This window comes from Sedimentibacter sp. (assembly GCF_033447055.1).
In the GTDB taxonomy this organism is placed as follows: Bacteria; Bacillota; Clostridia; order Tissierellales; family Sedimentibacteraceae; genus Sedimentibacter.
Genome location: NZ_JAWQJF010000069.1, coordinates 21,459 through 42,088, shown reverse-complemented (window position 1 = coordinate 42,088; position 20,630 = coordinate 21,459). Strand labels below are relative to the sequence as shown.

At 34.6% G+C, this 20,630-nt stretch carries 18 protein-coding genes; 14 read left to right on the top strand and 4 right to left on the bottom strand.

Annotated elements, in window-relative coordinates; all coding sequences use genetic code 11:
* Positions 1–275 (top strand): stage II sporulation protein R (locus SA378_RS04740; RefSeq protein WP_318524836.1); only part of this gene is annotated, 275 nt, incomplete at its 5' end.
* 57 nt (positions 276–332) lie between these two features.
* Here SA378_RS04740 and SA378_RS04735 read toward each other — a convergent pair.
* Positions 333–1,742, bottom strand: coding sequence for a sigma-54 interaction domain-containing protein (locus tag SA378_RS04735; protein WP_318524835.1), 1,410 nt, complete (start codon positions 1,740–1,742; stop codon positions 333–335).
* Positions 1,743–1,832: 90 nt separating this feature from the next.
* Positions 1,833–2,252: a DUF1934 domain-containing protein gene (locus SA378_RS04730; protein WP_318524834.1), complete on the bottom strand. Its 420-nt coding sequence runs from the start codon at positions 2,250–2,252 to the stop codon at positions 1,833–1,835.
* A 234-nt stretch (positions 2,253–2,486) separates the two neighbouring features.
* On the opposite strand from SA378_RS04730, the gene SA378_RS04725 reads away from it, so the two are divergent.
* The 12 genes from SA378_RS04725 to SA378_RS04670 all read left to right on the top strand — a co-directional run bounded on the left by SA378_RS04725 (position 2,487) and on the right by SA378_RS04670 (position 16,964).
* Positions 2,487–3,527 carry a zinc-binding dehydrogenase gene (locus SA378_RS04725; protein ID WP_318524833.1) on the top strand — a complete coding sequence of 347 codons (1,041 nt, stop codon included), beginning with the start codon at positions 2,487–2,489 and terminating at the stop codon, positions 3,525–3,527.
* A gap of 84 nt (positions 3,528–3,611) precedes the next feature.
* Complete coding sequence (gene ablA / locus SA378_RS04720) at positions 3,612–4,862, top strand: lysine 2,3-aminomutase (protein WP_318524832.1); 1,251 nt, start codon at positions 3,612–3,614, stop codon at positions 4,860–4,862.
* A 131-nt stretch (positions 4,863–4,993) separates the two neighbouring features.
* Entirely contained in the window at positions 4,994–6,022 is a 1,029-nt protein-coding gene (locus tag SA378_RS04715) for a hypothetical protein (protein ID WP_318524831.1), read from the top strand.
* A gap of 8 nt (positions 6,023–6,030) precedes the next feature.
* On the top strand, positions 6,031–7,605 hold the full coding sequence (locus tag SA378_RS04710) for a MutS-related protein (protein WP_318524830.1): 1,575 nt from the start codon (positions 6,031–6,033) through the stop codon (positions 7,603–7,605).
* 114 nt (positions 7,606–7,719) lie between these two features.
* On the top strand, positions 7,720–9,276 hold the full coding sequence (locus SA378_RS04705) for a lysine 5,6-aminomutase subunit alpha (RefSeq protein WP_318524829.1): 1,557 nt from the start codon (positions 7,720–7,722) through the stop codon (positions 9,274–9,276).
* Positions 9,276–10,034 (top strand): OAM dimerization domain-containing protein, encoded by a 759-nt coding sequence (locus tag SA378_RS04700; RefSeq protein ID WP_318524828.1) that lies wholly within the window; start codon positions 9,276–9,278, stop codon positions 10,032–10,034. The genes SA378_RS04705 and SA378_RS04700 overlap by 1 nt, the downstream gene beginning before the upstream one ends.
* A 359-nt stretch (positions 10,035–10,393) precedes the next feature.
* Positions 10,394–11,605 (top strand): sensor histidine kinase, encoded by a 1,212-nt coding sequence (locus SA378_RS04695; RefSeq protein WP_318524827.1) that lies wholly within the window; start codon positions 10,394–10,396, stop codon positions 11,603–11,605.
* The gene (locus SA378_RS04690; RefSeq protein WP_318524826.1) at positions 11,598–12,245 is read left to right on the top strand and encodes a response regulator transcription factor; all 648 of its coding nucleotides are present in this window, start codon (positions 11,598–11,600) and stop codon (positions 12,243–12,245) included. Before SA378_RS04695 ends, SA378_RS04690 begins: the two co-directional genes overlap by 8 nt.
* Positions 12,246–12,519: 274 nt before the next feature.
* Positions 12,520–13,518 carry a hypothetical protein gene (locus tag SA378_RS04685; RefSeq protein WP_318524825.1) on the top strand — a complete coding sequence of 333 codons (999 nt, stop codon included), beginning with the start codon at positions 12,520–12,522 and terminating at the stop codon, positions 13,516–13,518.
* Positions 13,519–13,534: 16 nt separating this feature from the next.
* The gene (locus SA378_RS04680; RefSeq protein ID WP_318524837.1) at positions 13,535–14,464 is read left to right on the top strand and encodes an ABC transporter ATP-binding protein; all 930 of its coding nucleotides are present in this window, start codon (positions 13,535–13,537) and stop codon (positions 14,462–14,464) included.
* A gap of 9 nt (positions 14,465–14,473) precedes the next feature.
* Positions 14,474–15,829, top strand: a complete 1,356-nt coding sequence (locus SA378_RS04675) for an ABC transporter permease (protein ID WP_318524824.1) — start codon at positions 14,474–14,476, stop codon at positions 15,827–15,829.
* Entirely contained in the window at positions 15,792–16,964 is a 1,173-nt protein-coding gene (locus SA378_RS04670) for an ABC transporter permease (RefSeq protein ID WP_318524823.1), read from the top strand. Before SA378_RS04675 ends, SA378_RS04670 begins: the two co-directional genes overlap by 38 nt.
* A 220-nt stretch (positions 16,965–17,184) precedes the next feature.
* On the opposite strand, the gene SA378_RS04665 is transcribed toward SA378_RS04670, so the two are convergent.
* Together SA378_RS04665 and SA378_RS04660 are read right to left on the bottom strand one after the other, a co-directional pair.
* Complete coding sequence (locus tag SA378_RS04665) at positions 17,185–18,438, bottom strand: competence/damage-inducible protein A (protein WP_318524822.1); 1,254 nt, start codon at positions 18,436–18,438, stop codon at positions 17,185–17,187.
* A gap of 195 nt (positions 18,439–18,633) precedes the next feature.
* Positions 18,634–19,659 (bottom strand): M14 family zinc carboxypeptidase, encoded by a 1,026-nt coding sequence (locus tag SA378_RS04660; protein WP_318524821.1) that lies wholly within the window; start codon positions 19,657–19,659, stop codon positions 18,634–18,636.
* A 278-nt stretch (positions 19,660–19,937) separates the two neighbouring features.
* Between SA378_RS04660 and SA378_RS04655 the strand changes: the two genes are divergently transcribed.
* Complete coding sequence (locus tag SA378_RS04655) at positions 19,938–20,498, top strand: hypothetical protein (RefSeq protein WP_318524820.1); 561 nt, start codon at positions 19,938–19,940, stop codon at positions 20,496–20,498.
* The last annotated feature ends 132 nt before the right edge of the window (positions 20,499–20,630 follow it).

Below are 20,630 nucleotides of genomic sequence, written 5' to 3'. Positions count from 1 at the left end.
TAGGCAAGGCAGAAGGATGCAATTGGTGGTGTGTAATGTTCCCACCGCTATGTTTTGTAGATTTTGGAAAAGAAAAAGGAGAGCCTGTTTTTGATATTGACACGGAAAACAAATTGCAGGAAGTTTTAACACAAGAAGAAATTGATGCAATAAAAACTAGGCGCGGGTTGGAAGACATACAATTTAAATCAAAAATATTTGAATTCATAGAAAAAGGAAAAATAGAAAACACGTGCATTTACTCTCAAAGCCACAGTGGGGACGAACCTTTTTGAGACTGCTGGTCTCAAAAAGGTTCGTCCCCGTGCGGCCCGCGTGCGGCTCCCGTCGGTTTAAGAAGGTATTTCCAATTTTTTAATTTTATATTGAAGGGTTTGTCTTGGAACATTAATTAACTTTGCTGCTTTTGAAATGTTGTAGTCTGTTTGTTCAAGAGCAGATATGATAATTTCTCTTTCTACCTTTTCAACGGCAACATTTAAGGGCTGGATTACGCTTGTATCCAGTGAATAGCTATCGTTTGTCTGAAAATTTTTAAATTGAAAAGGGAGATGCTCCTCACGTATAATCTCTCCGTCGTAAAGAGATATGGCACTTTCTATGGCATGCTCAAGTTCTCTTACATTTCCGGGCCACTTGTAATATAAGAATATATCTAAAACTTCTTTTGATATTCCACTGAAAAATTTGTTGCACTTATCATTGTATTTTTTTATGAAATGGTCTACAAGTATTGGAATATCTTCTTGTCTTTTGCACAAATCCGGTATAACAAGAGTTATAACATTTAATCTGAAAAATAAATCCTGCCTTAATTGTTTCGTTTCTACAACTTCACTTATTTCAGTATTTATTGCTGAAATTACTCGAACATTAACATCAATAGTATTGCTTGATCCTACTCTACGAATTCGACCATCCTGAAGTACTCTTAATAATTTGGTCTGCAATTCCAAAGGCATGGAATTTATTTCATCAAGAAATAATGTCCCGCCATTGGCAAGTTCAAACAAACCAGGTTTGTTTTCAGCTCCCGTAAAACTACCTTTTACTGAGCCAAACAAAATGCTTTCCAGTAAATTAGCCGGTAATGCAGCACAGTTTTGAGCAATAAATGGTTTGTATTTTCTGTTGCTGGAATTATGAATTGATTGAACTAAAAGTTCCTTTCCTGTTCCTGTACTTCCGGCTATCATTACGGGAGAATCAGACATAGCAGCCTTAAGACCTAAAGATTTTAGTTTGAGCATTTCTTTGCTTTGTCCTATTATATCCAGGAAATTGTATTTTGCGATTGGTTTAGAATGTTTATCAACATTTTCTATATTTTCATTGGTTTCATACAATTCTCTTTGCAAGTTTACAATTTTTTCAGACAATTCTCTCACTTTTGTAATATTTCTAGAAACTTCTAGCGCTCCGACAATTTTATTGTTATACAAAATTGGTAAAGTAGAATTTAATGCAGAAATTTTATCACCCTTGTAATTTATAAAATTCTGCTCAATATTGTAAATCGGCTTGCCTGTACGAAGAACATTCAGCAGTGTGCTTGTATCAAATGAAAGAGATGGATACACTTCTAATATGTGTCTTCCTATGGCTTTGTCAACATCAATTTCATCAAGCTGTTTGGCTGCAACGTTGTAATATACTATTTTTCCGCTTGCATCAATAATATGAATTCCATCATTGATAATATTTATTGCTTGTATTAAAGATTCAAAATATTTAATCTCCATAAGTCTCCTCACAAGTGCCAAATATCAGGCAATATATGCCGAAAAATTGGCCATAATGTTCGTGTATGTATTATTTTTCAATTAGTTTGTTTAAAAAATATCAATTTTTAATTTATTATAATTATCTCCTGTATTGCCAAAAATAATTTTGTATTCAATATATACTTGGCCTTTGCCAAATTCATCAAGCGAATTATCATAAATAATTGTGGTAAAATCCAAATCAAATGTTCCATATGGAGTGGTATACAAGTTTTTGTTGCTTATTTTTTCTTCAAACTCCATTTTAGAAGAATAAGTACCGATTTTAGTCATTACCATTTTATCTTTATATATCTTAAGTCTTGTTCTACTTCCCTTACTTTCTGTTATATCGCTTTCGTCATAATTTATTATGAAACAGGTATCAATTTTTTCTAAAGTTGCTTCCGTAACAAATTCAATTATATCTTCGTTTCTTGCTTCATCAACAGTTTGAACCGTTGTAATTTTTACTTTAACATTTTCCAATATGTCTCTCTCCTTTCCTAAAGATTATATCAAAAATTGTCTTGTAGAGCAATATCAAAAAGCTGAAATTTCGGCACTTCAAAAAAATAACTTTTAAATTAAAGAAAAAACGCTGAAATATGAATGTTTGTAATTTATTAAGAGTTGGCACAATAATTGCATATTATTAATTTGAATATACCCAATATTCAACCCAAACCCATTAATACAATAAGCATTAATTTAGGAGGCATTATGATTAGAAAAGGAAACCCATATGGAACACACAGGGTAATTGAACCACAAGGAGTTCTGCCACAGCCAGCTTTAAAAATCGATAATACAATGGAAATTTACGATAACGAAATATTGATAAACGTACAAACTTTGAATGTAGATTCTGCAAGTTTTACTCAGATAAGCGATCAAGCTGGCGGCGACGAAGAAAAAATCAAAGAAATTATGAAGGGAATTGTTGCTGAAAGAGGAAAGCATCAAAACCCTGTAACAGGATCAGGCGGAATGCTCATAGGTACTGTTGAACAAGTAGGACCAGCATTAGAGGGAAAAACAGATTTGAAAGTTGGAGATAAAATTGCTACTTTAGTTTCTTTATCTTTGACTCCATTATTAATTGAAGATATAATAACTGTTAGAAAAGAAATTGACCAAGTTGACATCAAAGGTAAAGCAATATTGTTTGAAAGTGGAATTTATGCCAAACTTCCAACAGATATACCAGAAAATTTGGCCTTGTCAGTACTTGATGTAGCGGGTGCTCCTGCGCAGACAATTAAACTTGTTAAAGAAGGAGATACTGTGTTGGTACTTGGCGGATCTGGGAAATCCGGTCTTCTTTGTTTATATGAAGCAAAAAGAAAAGCTGGTCCAACTGGTAAGGTTATTTGCTGGGCACACAGACAAAGCACTCTTGATACAGTAAAAGAGCTTGGTTTAGCTGATGTATGCATAGCTGGAGACGCAACAGATGCAATAGAGGTTTATGAAAAAGTGATGGAAGCTACTGATGGAAAGCTTTGTGATTTAGTTATAAGCTGTGTTTCCAGACCAAATTGTGAAATGTCAGCAATCCTTGCGACTAAGGATGAAGGTACAGTATATTTCTTTAGCATGGCAACTAGCTTTACAAAGGCAGCTTTGGGAGCTGAAGGCGTTGGCAAAGATGTCAACATGATTATAGGAAATGGATATACTAAAGGACACGCTGAAACAGCACTTCAAATTATGAGAGAAAATAAAGGTTTAAGAGACTTATATACTAAGTTATACGCATAATTAATACCAAGTACTGATTAGGAATATCAATTGATTCTTAATTGATATTTGTATGTTGTAAATATGAATAATGGAGGGATCGGATTGGCTTATTACAATGAAATAAACGTCTGGAAGGACGTAAAACCCGAACAGTGGGATGACTGGAAATGGCAAGTTGAAAACAGAATAGATACTGTAGAAAAATTAAAAAAAGTAGTAAATATTAATAAACAAGAAGAAGAAGATATCTCTAAGGTATTGGAAAAATTCAGAATGGGAATTACTCCTTATTATGCATCGCACATGGATAAGGATAATGCGAGAGATCCAATCAGAATGCAAGCTGTGCCAACAATTTCTGAAACTCATGTGAGTGATGCAGACATGCTTGACCCATTGCATGAAGATACAGACTCACCGGCACCGGGACTTACTCACAGATATCCGGACAGAGTGTTGTTTTTAATCACAGACCAATGTTCAATGTATTGCAGACATTGCACAAGAAGAAGATTTGCAGGACAGTGTGACAATGAGGTGTCAACAGAAAATATTGATAAATGTATTGAATATATAAGAAATACACCTGTTGTCAGAGACGTACTGTTGTCAGGCGGAGATTGTTTCTTGGTTTCTGATGCAAAACTTGAATATATAATCAAAAAATTAAGAGAAATACCACATGTAGAAATAATCAGGCTTGGCACAAGAACACCTGTTGTTATGCCGCAGAGAATTACTGATGATTTAGTAAATATGCTTAAGAAATATCACCCAATTTGGCTGAACACTCATTTTAATCATCCGAATGAATTTACTCCTGAATCAATGGAAGCATTAAGAAAGCTTGCAGATGCAGGTATTCCTTTGAGGAATCAATCAGTATTGTTAAGAGGAGTTAATGACTGCCCTCACATTATGAGAGAATTAGTTCATAAACTTGTTATGAACAGAGTTAGACCATATTATATTTATCAATGTGATCTTTCACTTGGTATTGAACATTTCAGAACACCTGTTTCAAAGGGTATTGAAATAATTGAAAGTTTAAGAGGTCATACTTCAGGTTATGCCGTTCCAACATTTGTTATCGATGCACCTGGCGGCGGCGGAAAGATTCCGGTAATGCCTAATTATGTATTGTCACAGTCAGCTGACAAAATAATTCTTAGAAATTATGAAGGCGTTATAACAACATACACTGAACCACATCTTCCGGATTTGGAATGTCAGTGTGATGTATGCCAAGGAAAGAAAAAAGATCCATTGACAGGAGTTGCAGGTTTGCTTCAAGGAAACGACTTAGCACTTGAGCCAACAAAACTTGCAAGAAGAGAAAGAGTACACAAATAATAGATGACAAAGTAACTTTCGAACGCGTCATTCTGAGGGCATAGCCCGAAGAATCTCATTTCAATATTATGAGATCCTTCGCTAACGCTCAGGATGACAGCGTCGGGGGTTTATTATCAAAAGGGGTTTTCATGAGATTAATTGATATTATAAAACAAAACTGCTATGAAACTATATCGATTATTGGACTTGCAAAAAATGCAGGTAAGACCGTAACCCTCAATTATCTCATAGAAGAATCAGCAAATAATAATTTCATTATAGGCATAACTTCTACAGGGCGTGACGGAGAAAGCATAGATCTTGTAACTCAAACCCAAAAGCCATCTATTTTTGTTACGGAAGGCATGTATGTGGCAACAGCTAAAAAAACATTGATGTTGTCAAATGCAAAAACAGAAATATTAGAAACGACAGGCATAAGTACTCCGATGGGTGAAGTTATAATAGTCAAGGTAAGACAAGGGGGCAATATTCAGATTGCAGGTCCAGTCAATGTCACGGAAATGAAGTATATAGCAAGACGTCTTAAATATTATGGTGCACAGGTGGTATTTATAGACGGAGCAATAGACAGAAAAGCAGTTTCATCTCCTGTAATAACCGATGCATGTATAATTGCGACAGGTGCGGTAGTAAGCAGGGATATAAAAAAAGTTTTAGAAAAGACAGCTCATGCAGTTGAGTGTTATACTTTGAACAAAACAGATGACAATATAAGAAAAATTATACATGGTATAAATAAAACCTGTATTATACAAAATGATGGAAGTGTTGTTGTACCTGACATTAAAACAAGTATCACTGGAGGGAAAAAAATCAGCGATCTTATTGATGACAAGACTACACATGTATTCATTAAAGGAGCAGTGACATCTGTTTTGTTAAAGGATTTAGTAGAAAATAAATATTTAAGAGGCATTAAAATAGCAATAGAAGATGGAACAAAGATATTTGTGGATATTAATGTATGGAATGAACTGAGGAGAAAAGGGCTTAAGGTTGAAACTCTTAATACTATTAATGTAATAGCAGTTACTTTGAATCCGGTATCTCCAGCGGGATATTTTTTTGACAGTGCAATATTTAAGGCAAACATGGAAAAATGTCTTTCTGAAGTAAAAATAGTTGATGTTGTGTCGGGCGGTGATGCAGAGTGAAGAGTTTTATGACTGAAAATACAATTAAAAATATAAATTTTGATTATATTTTTAATGAAGTGAAACCAATTACTGAATATGGTATCAAAAAAAAGCAAGAAACAGAGCCTTTTAAAAAGGGTCAAGAGGCGGACCTAAAAATTGAATTCAATAAAATTAGGGCATTTATTGAATCTAAGAAAAGGCGTGATATCATTGATGTACTAAAACATGTAAAGAATATACATGAAACATTAGAGAGGTCTAAAAACAATCAGGTATTAGATGAAGTTGAATTGTTTGAAATTAAAAATTTTCTGATTCAAGTTAAGAAAATGGATAAAATTCTAAAAACGATGTCTATTGATGATTTGAAATTGACGCCCCTACCACAATTATTTGAATTATTAGATCCGGCTCATGAAAATTTAAATACATTTTATATTTATGATGAATATACAGAAAATTTAAAAGCAATAAGAACTGAAAAAAAGCAAATAGAAAAGAACATTCATTTATTAAAAAAGAAAATTAAAGAAGAAACAGAGAAGAAGTACGACGTTAAATTCAACTTGAAAAATGAAATTACAATAAGCAAGTCACAAAAAGACAAAGTTGATGAATTAATTAAAGATACTAATTTAAGAGTATCCGGCGAAAATTATTTAAATGTAGTTTTAAAAATAAAAAACAACGACAGCATTGACATACTAGAGCATAAATATGAAATTTTGTCTAATGAAGAAGAAGAAGAGGAATTTAAAATCAGGCAAAATATTTCCACGGAAATAAAAAAGTGTTACGACATAATGCATAAAAATACTCGAATTATAGGTGAAACGGATTTTATTATTGCTAAGGCAAACTATGCACAAAAAACAAACTCTGTTGAGCCTGAAATAATTTATAGTCTTGAAATTGCTGTGAAGGGCGGAAGAAATCTTAAGCTCGAAAAAACATTGAAGGAAAAACACATTGAATATGTGCCGGTTGATTTGAACTTAAGGAAAAACGTCATATGTATCACAGGGGCTAATATGGGGGGAAAAACTGTAAGTCTTAGGATGATTGGACAAATTGCAGGCTTAGCTAGCTATGGTATGTTTGTTCCATGTCAGTATGCCAGGCTTTGTCTTTTTGACCATATATATATTTCAGTTGGAGATGATCAGTCCATTGAAAAAGGACTTAGTACCTTTGGAGCAGAAATAGTTAATTTAAAAGAGGCATTAGATAATTCTCATGAAAGATGCCTTATTCTTGTGGATGAGCTTGCGGGAGGTACTAATCCAAAGGAAGGATATGCAATTACAAAGGCAGTAGTTAATTATCTTAAAAAGAAAAATTGCATAACGGTGCTCACAACTCATTATGACAATGTTGCAAGTGATGAGGAAATACAAAACCTGCAGGTTGCCGGGTTGATGCTTCCTGGTGAGGCTGATATTCTGAAAATTAACAATATAGACCAGATTTCCAAATACATGGATTACAGGTTGATAGAAGTTAAATATAAAAGCGATATACCAAAAAATGCTTTGAGCATAGCAAAAATGGCAGGAATTTATTCAGAAATAATAGAGGATGCAGAAAATTACTTATAATTGAATAATATTAGAAGAATGACGATGTCATCCTGAACAAAGTGAAGGATCTCGCTTTAAAGAATGAGATTTTTCGGGCTTGACTCAGAATGATAAACAATCAAGGGAGGTATCATGGAAAGCAAATTAAATCTCAATCAAGAATTAATAGACAGTGCGCGTTCGGCTGCAGGTCATATAGCAGAAGATGTGCAAATGTTTATTGATAAAAATACAACTGTAACAGTCGAAAGAACAGTTGCAAGGCTCATGGGAGTAGATGGAGTTGATGAAATAGAAAAACCTCTTCCAAATGTATTGGTTGACAATATAAAGGAAGGCGGCGGATTATCCAGAGGTGCTGCATTTTGGATTGGAAATGCAATGGTTAACACAGGAAAGACACCTCAGGAAATTGCAGAAAAAATCAGTGCAGGAGAAATAGACATAACAAAATTGCCAATTGCTGATGAAGATAGAATTATGGAAGCAGTTTATGAAACTGCAAAGCAAATGGTAGAAAGAATCAAGGGTAATAGAGCAAAAAGAGATAATTATTTAAACACTATCGGTGAAGGAAAAAAACCATACATCTATGTAATTGTTGCAACAGGCAATATTTATGAAGATGTTATACAGGCGCAGGCAGCAGCTAAACAAGGTGCTGATATCATAGCAGTTATTCGTACAACAGCTCAAAGCTTGTTGGATTATGTTCCTTACGGACCTACAACTGAAGGATTTGGCGGAACATTTGCAACTCAGGAAAATTTCAGAATTATGAGAAAAGCGCTTGATGAAGTTGGTGAAGAAGTTGGAAGATACATTCGTCTCTGCAACTATTGTTCAGGGCTTTGCATGCCTGAAATAGCTGCCATGGGAGCTATGGAAAGACTTGATGTCATGCTTAATGATGCTCTTTACGGAATACTGTTCAGAGATATTAACATGCAGAGAACATTGGTTGACCAATATTTCTCAAGAATAATAAACGGTTTTGCAGGAATAATCATAAATACCGGAGAAGACAATTATTTAACAACAGCAGATGCAGTTGAAGAAGCACATACTGTGTTGGCTTCACAGCTTATAAATGAGCAGTTTGCTTTAAAAGCAGGAATACCGGAAGAACAAATGGGACTTGGCCACGCTTTTGAAATGAATTTAAATCTTGAAAATGGATTTTTATTGGAGCTAGCACAGGCACAGATGGCAAGAGAAATATTCCCTAAAGCACCGCTTAAATACATGCCTCCTACAAAATTTATGACAGGAAATATATTCAGAGGACATTTGCAGGATGCAATGTTTAACTTTGTATCAATATGGACTCATCAGGGAATTCAGCTTTTAGGAATGCCTACAGAAGCAATTCACACACCACATCTTCAAGACAGAATGCTGGCAATTGAAAATGCTCAATATATATTTAACAATGCCAGAAATATAGGCGATGAAGTTGAGTTTAAGAAAGATGGAATTATTCAGAAAAGAGCACAAGAAGTGCTTGCAAAAGCTGAAGAACTTTTACGAGACATAGATAAAGAAGGAATATTTGACACCATAGAAAAAGGAAAGTTCGGTGGAGTTAAAAGAAGTTTTACAGGCGGAAAAGGCTTGGCAGGAGTTATAGAAAAGGATGAGAAATACTTTAACCCATTTATTGATTTAATGCTTGGAGGTGTAAGGTAATGGAAGGAGTACAAAAGGTAGATTTAACCAATGTAAAACCATATGGAGATACATTAAACGACGGAATGGTTCAAATGAGCTTTACCCTGCCTGTTCCTTACGGAGATGAAGCAAGCGAAGCAGCTAAACAGCTTGCTACAAAAATGGGTTTTGATGAACCTGCAGTAGTTTATTCAAAAGACTTGGGCATTGGCTATACTTTTTTTGTTATGTATGGAAAATGCACTCACACCGTTGACTATACAACAATTGAAGTTCCAAAAGTTGATATGGAATTCATGGACAGACACCAGGTTGAGGATTACATTAAGGAAAATATCAAGAGAGACGTTGTAATTGTTGGAGCATGTACAGGTTTTGATGCTCATACAGTTGGTATAGATGCTATTATGAACATGAAGGGCTTTGACGGAAATTACGGCCTTGAAAGGTATAAAGGAATTGAAGCTATAAACATGGGCAGCCAGGTTCTAAATGAAGAACTTATTGCAAAAGCAATTGAAGTAAAAGCAGATGCAATTCTTGTATCTCAGGTAGTTACTCAAAAGGATGTTCATATTGCAAATATGACTCAGCTGATAGAAATGCTTGAAGCGGAAGGCTTAAGAGATAAACTTATTGTAGTTTGCGGCGGACCTCGTGTATCCCATGAGTTAGCACAAGAATTAGGCTATGATGCAGGGTTTGGCTCAGGAAGCTTTGCAAACCACGTTGCCACATTTGTAGTAAAACAAATAGTTGAAAGAAAATTGATATAACATGCAGTGGGGACAGTCCCCATTGCATCCCCTAAGATGAGATTCTTCAGGCACCGCCTTCAGAATGACAGTGACATACGACACTGTCATCCTCTATGTGGTTTCACCAAGTTCGACGCTGTCATCCTGAGCGTCAGCGAAGGATCTCATTTTTTTATGCCCTAATCCTGTTTTTTTGACCGAAGGGAGAAAAAAACAGCGGTAGGTCAAACGCAACGAGTTCCCAATTTATGTGAACGATAGAGAACAAATAAATTGGTGAACGAGACTGCGATATTTACAGCAAATAATTTTACATACATATAGCAATAACATTCCACCTATTGTATAATACTTCCATAAGGATGTGGGAGTTATTTATGGATAAAAACAAGAAATTTTTATACGTTCTGAAAATTATAATATTTTCAATACTTTTTTTTACAGCTATATACTTTGAAAGTGCACAACAGCAAAGATTATATGTGCTCACAGGTATTTTTGTTGGTTTTTTAGCCAACAATATTGGAAAATATTATATAAAAAATCAAAAGAAACTTTACTTCATGTCTTTTATTCTTGATGCAGCATTGATTTATGCCATGGAATCCTATTCAAGACTTCTCATAAATTACTTTTTTCATTCATTTTACATAATTGTTTTGCTTGAAGCCTCCCTTATGTTGGAACAAAGAAAAGGAATAATAGTTGGTACTGTCACTGTACTTGTTTCAATGATTAAGTATGTATATTTAATTTATTACAAATTCAACATGTCCAATATATCACAAATGCTATTTTTCCTCATGCTAAACGTTCTTATTTTAATTATTGCAGCTTTTGCCCAGCACAACAAGCAAGAAAAGGAAAGAAAAGACATTCTTTACAAAGAACTTCTAGATGCTCATAAAAAATTGAAAGAATACACTGATGTGCAGAAAAAACTCTCTGTAATTGAAGAAAGAAACAGAATTGCCAGAGACATACACGATACATTGGGGCACAACATGACAGCATTGATAATGCAGCTTCAAATGGCTGAACATTACATGAAAACTGATTCTTCAAAGTCAGAACAATTATTGACTAATTCTTTAAAGACTGCAAAAGACAGCATGTCAGGCATTAGGGAAGTTGTTGAAACATTAAGGGGAAAAGAAAGTGCTTTATCACCTGACAAAGCTATAAAAATACTTGTGGATGAATTTTCAGAAAAAACCGGTGCAGTAATTGATTTGAAAATAACCGGTGAAGTGACGAAAAATTATGGGGCAAATACAGCCATTTACCATATATTACAGGAAGCATTGACAAATGCCGTAAGGCATGGGAATGCAACTAGAATTTGGATGGAGCTTAATTATTCCAATAACTTCATTAAATTTAACATAAAAGACAATGGTTCAGGAGCAGAGGTTTTAAATGAAGGATTTGGCATGAAGGGAATAAGGGAAAGAGTTAAATTTTTTAATGGTGATGTAGAATTTGCATCAGGTGATGGATTTTATATAAATGGATTTCTAAATTTAAATGATAATTTTATTGGGAATGACACCTGTGTCGTTCTGCATTCGGAGGATAACAATGATTAAGCTGCTGTTAGTTGATGATCAGGATATACTGGTGGAAGGTCTGAAACTCATATTGGGAATGGAAGAGGACATTGAAATTTGCGGCACTGCAAACAACGGCAAAAAAGCATATGAGTTTTGTAAATGGAATAAGACTGATGTGGTTCTTATGGATATTCAAATGCCGGAATTAAATGGTGTTGAAGTAACAGCCTTGATTAAGAGAGACTTTCCCAACGTAAAAATAATTGTTCTTACTACATTCAATGATGACGAATACATATACGATGCATTAAAAAATGGAGCTTCCGGATATTTGTTGAAGGATACAACCCCTTCAGAAATAGCCAAGGCTGTTCGTACAGTTTATAAAGGGGGAGCCCTCATTCAATCAGAGGTTGCAGTTAAAGTTATAGACAAATTTTCGCAGCTTGCCAAAGAAACTGTGGATAAACACACTGATCCAAAAGCAGAGCTGTTGACAGACAGAGAAATCGAAATTTGCCGCCTTATAGCAGAGGGAAAAAATAATAAGGAAATTGCTGATGAATTATTTTTAAGTCAAGGAACTGTGAAAAACCATATTACCAGAGTGCTGATTAAGCTTGATCTTAGAGACAGAACACAACTGGCAGTATTTACAATAAAGAATGATTTGTAAAGATGAGATTCTTCAGGCTTTGCCTTCATAATGACAGCGTCAACATTTTTCGAGTTGTAATCGTGAAGGAATAAAGATGCAGTGGGGACTGTCCCCATTGCATTTTCCCATTGCATTTTCGCGTTGTCATCCTGAGCGCAGCGAAGGATCTCATTTTCTTTTTTTGTGCCAAAAGTCACATGCAAATTTTTAAATATGTGATTTTAGATACTAGAAAATGGTATTAAAAATTAATAAAATGGTATTGTAAGAAAAAATATTTAGGAGGGTTAACATGAAAAAATTAATTAGTGCCATATTAGCTGTGATGCTTGTGTTTTCACTGACAGCTTGCAATACTGACAGCTTGGGGGAATATAAACAAGCAGCAGAAAAAACTGATCAAATAACAAAGGGTCAGACGTCTGGAGAATTTTCCCTGGTTACAGATTTTAACACTGATGGAATGACGCCGGAAGAAATTAAAGAACTTAATTATTACAAAGACATGAATGGGAAATTTAATATTTCCTTTGATGATGAATCAGAAAAAAGCATATACAGAAATTATCTGAATATGGGGGGACTGGGTTTTGATTTTGATTTGTATATTAATAAAGACGAAATGTTCGTGAAGCTTCCGGTAGTGGGCAAGTACATGAAATTAAATGAAATACAAAATTCTATCAGTACAGAACAAAAAGAAGAAGCACACAATATTGTTTCAGAAGAAACATTAAAAGCAATAGCTTCAAAGTGGATAGGGCTCATGAAGGAAGATGATGTTTTTAAAGGAAAAAATATTGTGCTTACAACTCCGGACGGTGAAGTAAAAACAACGGAATATGTTATTAAATTAAGTGATGAACAAATAAAAACATTAGGTTCAGAATGCATTGACATAATTTCCGGGGATGAAAATTTAAATGAATTTTATGAGAAATATATAGAAGAAAATGCAGAGGCTGCAGAAAATAAAACATTGGATGACGTGCTGATTGAATTGAAAAATAACATTGATAAATTTAATGTTGAAAGTTTCAGCTACACTGCGTATGTGGATATTGACGGATATATAGTCAATGAAATGATAGAGTGTTCTTTGAGTTTCATTGATTCGGAGAAAAGCGGTCTTTCAGGTGCAAGTTACAGTTTAAATATAAAAAATTGGGATATAAACAAAGAACAAAGTTTTGATTTTCCTGTTCTCACAGAAGAAAATACATTAAAAATGGACGAAATGGACGAAAATATGCCTGATATGATGGAAGACTTGTTTAAGAACAAAGATTAAGGGGTGCGCAATGACAATGTTAAAGGTTGAAAACCTATATAAAAGCTTTGGAAATATAAATGCAGTTGATGGTGTAAGTTTTGAAGTTAACAAGGGAGAAATATTTGGCCTTTTAGGTCCAAACGGTGCAGGTAAATCAACTATAATTTCCATGATATCAACTCTTTTGCCTCCATCAAGGGGAGAAATACTGTATGAAGGGGAAAGCATCATAAAAGATCCCAAAACAATAAGAAAAAGATTAGGTGTAGTTCCTCAGGATATAGCATTGTATCCTACTCTCACAGGATATGAAAATTTAAGGTTTTGGGGAAACATATACGGACTTAAAGGTGCAGAACTTAAAAAAAGAATAAATGAAGTATCAGATATAATAGAGCTAAATGGCCGCTTAAAAGACAGGGTGGATAAATATTCCGGCGGAATGAAGAGAAGGTTAAACATTGGCGCAGCACTGCTTCACAGGCCTGAGCTTCGCATAATGGATGAACCTACTGTAGGAATTGACCCTCAATCAAGAAACCATATACTTGATACAGTGCTGGAACTTAACAGGCAGGGTATAACAATAATATATACCAGCCACTACATGGAGGAAGTTCAATATCTTTGCAATGAAATTTGCATTATGGATGAAGGAAAAATTATTGCTTCAGGAAATCAGCAGGAGTTAGTGGAGCTGGTGCAGGAAAAAACGCAAATAAATATTAAGCTTGACAGCATGGACATTGATATTCTTAAAAAGCTGAAGGAAATTCAGGGTGTGTTTGATGGGAAAATTGTTGAAGATGCAATTTGCTTGTATGGAAAAAATGCAGATACGTTATTGGCAGAAATTTTTGACAAAGTATCTGAAAATGGTTTGCTCATTCAATCCATTGATGTGAAGAAACCAAATCTTGAAGCTGTATTTCTTCATTTGACCGGAAAAGCCTTAAGAGATTAGGAGAACAGTATGAAAGTAATAAGCATTATCAAAAAAGATTTGAAAACCATACTAAGTGATAGAAAAGCTTTAGCTATAATCATTCTGATGCCTATAATTCTTATGACTATATTAAGCATGGCTTTGAAAGGTTCTTTTGTGAGCAGTGATGATTTGAATATAGAAAGCATAAATATTGCCGTTGTAAAACTTTATGATAAAAATAAGGATACTCAAATGTTTGAAACAGCCTTGGACAATAATTTACTTTCAAAAGATGTTGATTCAAGTGATGTTGATCCGGAAAATATTTTTTTTGAAGATTTCTTAGGCAGTGAAGAAGTTGAAAAGATTATATCATATAGTGTGGAAGAAGAAAAAAGAGCTATGGAGCTTTTGGACAGCGGGGAAGTATCTGCAGTTGTTCTTCTTCCTGAAAGATTTATATACAATATGAAAATTAATTTTCTCACACCTTTTAGGAATAATGTTGATGTTAAAATTCTTACACATCCTGACAAGACCATTAGCGGCCAGATAGTTGAATCGGTCATGGAAGCATACACCAATGCAATGTCATCTGTAATAATTGGAAAGAATGTATTAATTGAAACAACCATGGCAAATGACCTTGGAGAAAATGGGTTTGAAAATATGGATGATGTGATGGAAGACATGAGCAAAATGATGGAAAACATCAATATAAACATTGAGGATGTTGTTGTTGAAGGAAAGAGGAATATTTCCAGCGCAGATTATTACTCTACAGCCATGATGACTATGTTCATTCTCTTTGCAGCCGGCCAAGGAGGCAGAATGCTTTTAGAAGAAAAAGAAAATCAAACGTACCAGAGGATGATAATAGCAGGTACTTCTAAATTCAGCATTTTGTCAGGTGAATTTGCTGTGGTATATATAATAGCATTAATTCAAATAATTGTAATGACTATTTTCTCACATTTTGCATTGAAAGTGCAGTGGGGAAACTTAATTGCCTTTTCATTGGTTAGTTTAACAGCTGCACTAGCTGTTGCAGGATTAGGAGCTTTTGTAGCAGCTGCAACTTACAGAGCAGGTAACTATAAAATGGCAAGTGCATTTGAATCAGCAATTATACAAGTGATGGCACTTTTAGGAGGAAGCTTCTTTCCTGTTGATGTAATGCCTGCAGCATTGCAAAAGCTAAGTTTCTTGTCTCTTAATGGCATAGCTCTTAAAGCATATCTTAAGATTATGGTTGGATATGGTTTGCCGGAAGTAATGAATAATATATTCGCATTGGCAGTCATAGGAGTTGTGTTCGCATTGTTAGCTGTGGTCTTGATTAATGGGAAGGGGGTGCACGGCAGTGATAAGTATAATAAAATTAAGGCTTCTGAGGCTTAAAGACGATGTCAAGGTTTTAGTGCTCATGACTGCCATGGCATTTGGACTTACAGCAGTATTTGGCGTTTCTTTCAACTCATACCGACCTACAGTTTTAATAGTGGATGAAGATAAAAGTACTTATTCTGAAAATCTTATTCAAGAACTGAAATCAAGTAAAACTTTCAATTTTATTGAAACAGACTATACAAATGCTTCCAAAGAAGTCGAAGAAGGAAAAACACTTGTTGCATTGTTAATTAATAAAGGCTTTGGAAGCAATATAGAAGCAGGCAGCGATGTAACCTTGGGTTTCATAAAAATCAAGGACGATACAATGATATTGACACTTCAAGAAACTGTTAACAGCATTGTATTGAAGATGGCAGGAGGAATTAGAATTGCAGATGTTACCGCTGATTTCATTCATTCACAATTACCCGTTGCGAATAAACAAGAGGTAAAATTATCAGCATATGAGAAAGTTATGGAATCATGGAAATATAAAAATCCAATGAAAGTTACATCAACTGTTGCTAATACAAGCAATGAATCAGGTTATGACGGCATGAAGCATTCTATGATAGGTTTTACACTGTTTTTCTCCATGTATACAATGGTTTTTTCCATAGGAACAATTTTAAGCGACAAACATTACAAAACATGGCAGAGGATGCTCATATCACCGGTTTCGAAAGCATCAATTCTGGGAGGAAGCATGGTGGTAGCATACCTGGTTGGCTCTGTTCAAATATGCGTGCTTATACTAGCTGGCAAATATTTGCTGGGAGTGGACTGGGGAAACAGCATACCAGGAGTTTTGCTGGTATCAGCTGCATTTGTATTCACTGTTACTTCTTTGGGGCTTATGATATCAGGTTTTGTAAAAACACAAGCTCAGTTAGGATCGATGGTTCCGGTAATATTAACAAGCACCTCAATGCTTGGGGGCTGCATGTGGCCTTTGGAAATAGTCAACAATAAAGCATTGCTGCTCTTGGCAGAACTCACCCCTCAAAAATGGGCAATGCAGGGAATTAATAACATTGCAAGCAGGGGCATGGGTTTTGAAGCAGCCATTGTTCCAACCGTAGTTCTTTTATTAATGGGCATTGTATTCTTTGCAGTTGGAGTAAAAGTTTTAAAATATGAATAAATGTTTCGACAACTGAAAAACGGGCGGGTTTTGTACCCGCCCGAATATATATTTGAATTTTGACGCTGTAGGGAGCGACCCACCGTGTCGTTCCTATTTATATTCATATAAACTCAGACTCTTTTGTTAATCATATATATCATATAAGTTTTGACGTTGTCATCCTGAGCGCTAGCGAAGGATCTCAGCTTTTTAATTCTTAATTTTTAACTTTTAAATATTAATTATTCTCAATGCTGCTCCTAATTAAATCCAACACAGATGTTGACGCTCTTTCTCTTACGATTTCACGAGAACCTGTAGCTTGAATTTTCAAAACATTAAATTTATCCTTATAATAAACACACACATAAACCAATCCAACAGGTTTTTCTTCAGTTCCACCGCCAGGACCTGCAACACCCGTAGTAGAAACTCCTATATCAGTACCCGCTATCTTTGCTGCACCGTATGCCATTTCTTTAGCTGTTTCCTCACTTACTGCACCAAACTTTTCTAAAGTTTCTCTGTTAACCTGTAAAGTATGCATTTTAGCTTCATTGCTGTATGTGATAAATCCTTCCCTAAACACCTTTGATATGCCGGGATAACCTATAAGCCTTGAAGCAACCAAACCACCGGTACATGATTCAGCAACTGCAATAGTGATATTTTTCTCCATCAGAAGTTCTGCAGTTTTGTCTTCTACTTTGCCTGTTTCAGTAACATATGCATTACTTTTGCCAAAGCGGTTAATCAATTCTTCTTTAACAGGTTGTATCATTTCAATGCATTTTTCCTTGCTTTCAGCCTTTGCAGTAATTCTAAAAATTACTTTTCCCGCGCTTGCATATGGAGCAATGGTTGGATTTGTCTGCTTTTCAATTATGTCCAGAATCATTTCCTCTGCAGCTGATTCACCAATATTTACAACTACCAATTTTTCTCCGTAAACAACCTGGTCTGAAAATTGCTTTAAATAAGGTACTACCTCATTATCTACAAGAGGTCCCATTTCTTTAGGAGGCCCAGGTAAAAGTATGCCTATTTTTATATTTCCTTTGCTGTCTTCTCCATTGTAAATACAAGCATTGGCTGTGCCGTTTGGATTATCCAGTATGATAGAACCCTCAGGGAAATATGCCTGTCTAATATTGTTTTTTGGAAAGTCTTTTCTGAAGCGAGAATACATCTCCTTCACATGCTGGAAGCTATTTTCGTCATAAACCATTTCAATATTGAAATATTCCGCCAATGCTTCCTTTGTAATATCATCCTGAGTAGGTCCAAGACCTCCGGTGCATATTACAATATCAGCCCTGGAAAATCCAATACCAAAGCATTTCTTGATTCTGTCAGGATTGTCGCCCACAACAGTTTGATAATGAACATCAATAGCTATTTCAGCTAATTTTTTAGATATATATTGGGCATTTGTATTGACTATATCTCCATGCAAAAGCTCAGTACCTACGCAAAGTATTTCAGCATTCATTTCGTTCCTCCAATAATTGTAAAATAAATAAATATAAATCTACTATAAATCAAAAAATACCATAATACAACAACAATTTGGTGTGATTGCTCTTTATCACAAAAACGGTCCGTCGTCCAGAAGCCAATAAATTATCGTGACAAAATGACGTTGTCATCCTGAGCGTCAGCGAAGGATCTCATCTTTTAAATTCTCTCACTCCGTTAAAGCAGCATACTTCTCGACATCACCATAAATCTCATTAGATAATTCAATTGCCTTTACCGCAAAAAACAACCCAGTAGTCTTGGCGTGTTCCCAAACCAACTCATCGAACATACTATCAGGATGCTGTTTCCCACCCTCAACAAATGGCGATAACTCTATGCAAAACGCAGGTCTTTTCATCTTAACTCTAAACCAGTTTTCGAACCCGCACCCATAAACTTTTGGATCCATACTCACCTTAGTTTTTCTATAAATATATTTTTTATTTAACTCATCCATAATTTTTTCATCTAATCCATTAAACATATGATGAGTACCGCTGTCAGCCCAAAAAGTACAATTTCCCGAGCAATGATACGTCACCATCAGAGAAAAATTATTTTCTTTGCAAAAATTAATTAAAGCCTTAGTTTCAGGTTCGCTGCTTGGTGCGAATCCCTTAAATCTGTCAGAACAAGGAACTTCAGTTCCAGGTACACATGTTCTGATTTCCCAATTACCGTCATTGAAATTTTTATTTAAATCAACACCATTAGCATTAGCTTTCCAATAGGTATGATCCTCACCCCAAATTTGCATAACCTTTAATGCTTCATAATTCGATGATGCTTCTATCCCATTATGAACAATATTTAAACCATCAGGATTAGCAACAGGCACAAAGTACATATTAACCAGATCAATGATATTTCTTACATCAAAGCCGTCAAAATTTTTCCTATCACTATAATAATGACAGTAATAATCAATCATCTTCATGCAAAGCATAACAGAAAAATCCTCTCTTGCATGAATACCTCCAACAAAAAGAACCTTCCTGTCATCCTGAGTGCAGCGAAGGATCTCATCTTTTTTACCGCTAATTTTTATAGCAACAATATCTCTACCTTCCACAGATTTTCCAATAACCATTTTACTTAAAATACTGCTGTACTTTTCGCAAAGCGTATCTATATCTTTATATATATCATCTAAAAAATAAGTATCAGAAGTATCAACAATAAACTTATTCATAATAAACCTCATCATTTGTAATACATTTATTATAATATAATAATTTTCAATTATACAACAAATTTCAATAACTTAACTTCATAAACAGCATATCTGTTTTTATTGAATTCGGATACTGTTTTTTAATGATTTAAAAAGCCTAAAAAACTATGACGTTGTCATCCTGAGCGCCAGAGAAGGATCTCATCTTTTTTACTATCGAATGCATCTCATCTTTTCTATTGCTAACAAAAAACATAAATGATATAATTAATCAAAACAAAAAGGGGGTTGAGTACATGCTGTCAAATTTAAATCTAAAAACTAAAACATTGAAAATTATCAGCCTATCACTTACATTAACAGGCATTACATTCATACTTGCATCAGAATACATTGGAAGTATTTCTATACGCCTTGCCATGCTCATAACACTTGCCTTCTGCCTGACGAATATTAAAATGACATATAAATATTTAACAACAAAAGAAAAAATAAATTACTTTGCTGCTGTAACAGCTTCGATACTTGGATTAGTCAAACCTGAACTAACAATGTTCATCATAGGCATAATGCTATTGTTCTTAACCGTTCCTATATATTTTAATGCAATAAAATCAAAAGACTACTCAGATATTATAATGATAATTGTTTCAGGTATAGGAATATTGTTTGCCATCTACTGCATCATAAATTCCGAGGCAGCATTAAATACAGTAATCATTATAATAGGAATAGCTTTTACAATACTAGGTTGCCTGACATTATACGAAACCTTCAATACAACAAAAATAAATCCAAATTACTATGAACAAAACGATGAAAATCAATTTGGCTTTACAAATACAAATGATATATAGAATGTAGGGGCGAGTATTATACCCGCCCGAACCTCTATAATACATAATCTATCATCCTAAATGTAGCAAATAATCTGTCCATGTCATCCTGAGCGTCAGCGAAGGATCTCATCTTTTCGACATATTTTCCAA

What these genes read in the sequence shown, in the direction of transcription:
- SA378_RS04665 (WP_318524822.1), bottom strand. Translation starts at nt 18,438, where the DNA reads ATGAATGCTGAAATACTTTGCGTAGGTACTGAGCTTTTGCATGGAGAT.
- SA378_RS04705 (WP_318524829.1), top strand. Translation starts at nt 7,720, where the DNA reads ATGGAAAGCAAATTAAATCTCAATCAAGAATTAATAGACAGTGCGCGT.
- SA378_RS04715 (WP_318524831.1), top strand. Translation starts at nt 4,994, where the DNA reads ATGAGATTAATTGATATTATAAAACAAAACTGCTATGAAACTATATCG.
- SA378_RS04700 (WP_318524828.1), top strand. Translation starts at nt 9,276, where the DNA reads ATGGAAGGAGTACAAAAGGTAGATTTAACCAATGTAAAACCATATGGA.
- SA378_RS04735 (WP_318524835.1), bottom strand. Translation starts at nt 1,742, where the DNA reads ATGGAGATTAAATATTTTGAATCTTTAATACAAGCAATAAATATTATC.
- SA378_RS04660 (WP_318524821.1), bottom strand. Translation starts at nt 19,659, where the DNA reads ATGAATAAGTTTATTGTTGATACTTCTGATACTTATTTTTTAGATGAT.
- SA378_RS04680 (WP_318524837.1), top strand. Translation starts at nt 13,535, where the DNA reads ATGTTAAAGGTTGAAAACCTATATAAAAGCTTTGGAAATATAAATGCA.
- SA378_RS04695 (WP_318524827.1), top strand. Translation starts at nt 10,394, where the DNA reads ATGGATAAAAACAAGAAATTTTTATACGTTCTGAAAATTATAATATTT.
- SA378_RS04690 (WP_318524826.1), top strand. Translation starts at nt 11,598, where the DNA reads ATGATTAAGCTGCTGTTAGTTGATGATCAGGATATACTGGTGGAAGGT.
- SA378_RS04685 (WP_318524825.1), top strand. Translation starts at nt 12,520, where the DNA reads ATGAAAAAATTAATTAGTGCCATATTAGCTGTGATGCTTGTGTTTTCA.
- SA378_RS04675 (WP_318524824.1), top strand. Translation starts at nt 14,474, where the DNA reads ATGAAAGTAATAAGCATTATCAAAAAAGATTTGAAAACCATACTAAGT.
- SA378_RS04655 (WP_318524820.1), top strand. Translation starts at nt 19,938, where the DNA reads ATGCTGTCAAATTTAAATCTAAAAACTAAAACATTGAAAATTATCAGC.
- SA378_RS04725 (WP_318524833.1), top strand. Translation starts at nt 2,487, where the DNA reads ATGATTAGAAAAGGAAACCCATATGGAACACACAGGGTAATTGAACCA.
- SA378_RS04710 (WP_318524830.1), top strand. Translation starts at nt 6,031, where the DNA reads ATGACTGAAAATACAATTAAAAATATAAATTTTGATTATATTTTTAAT.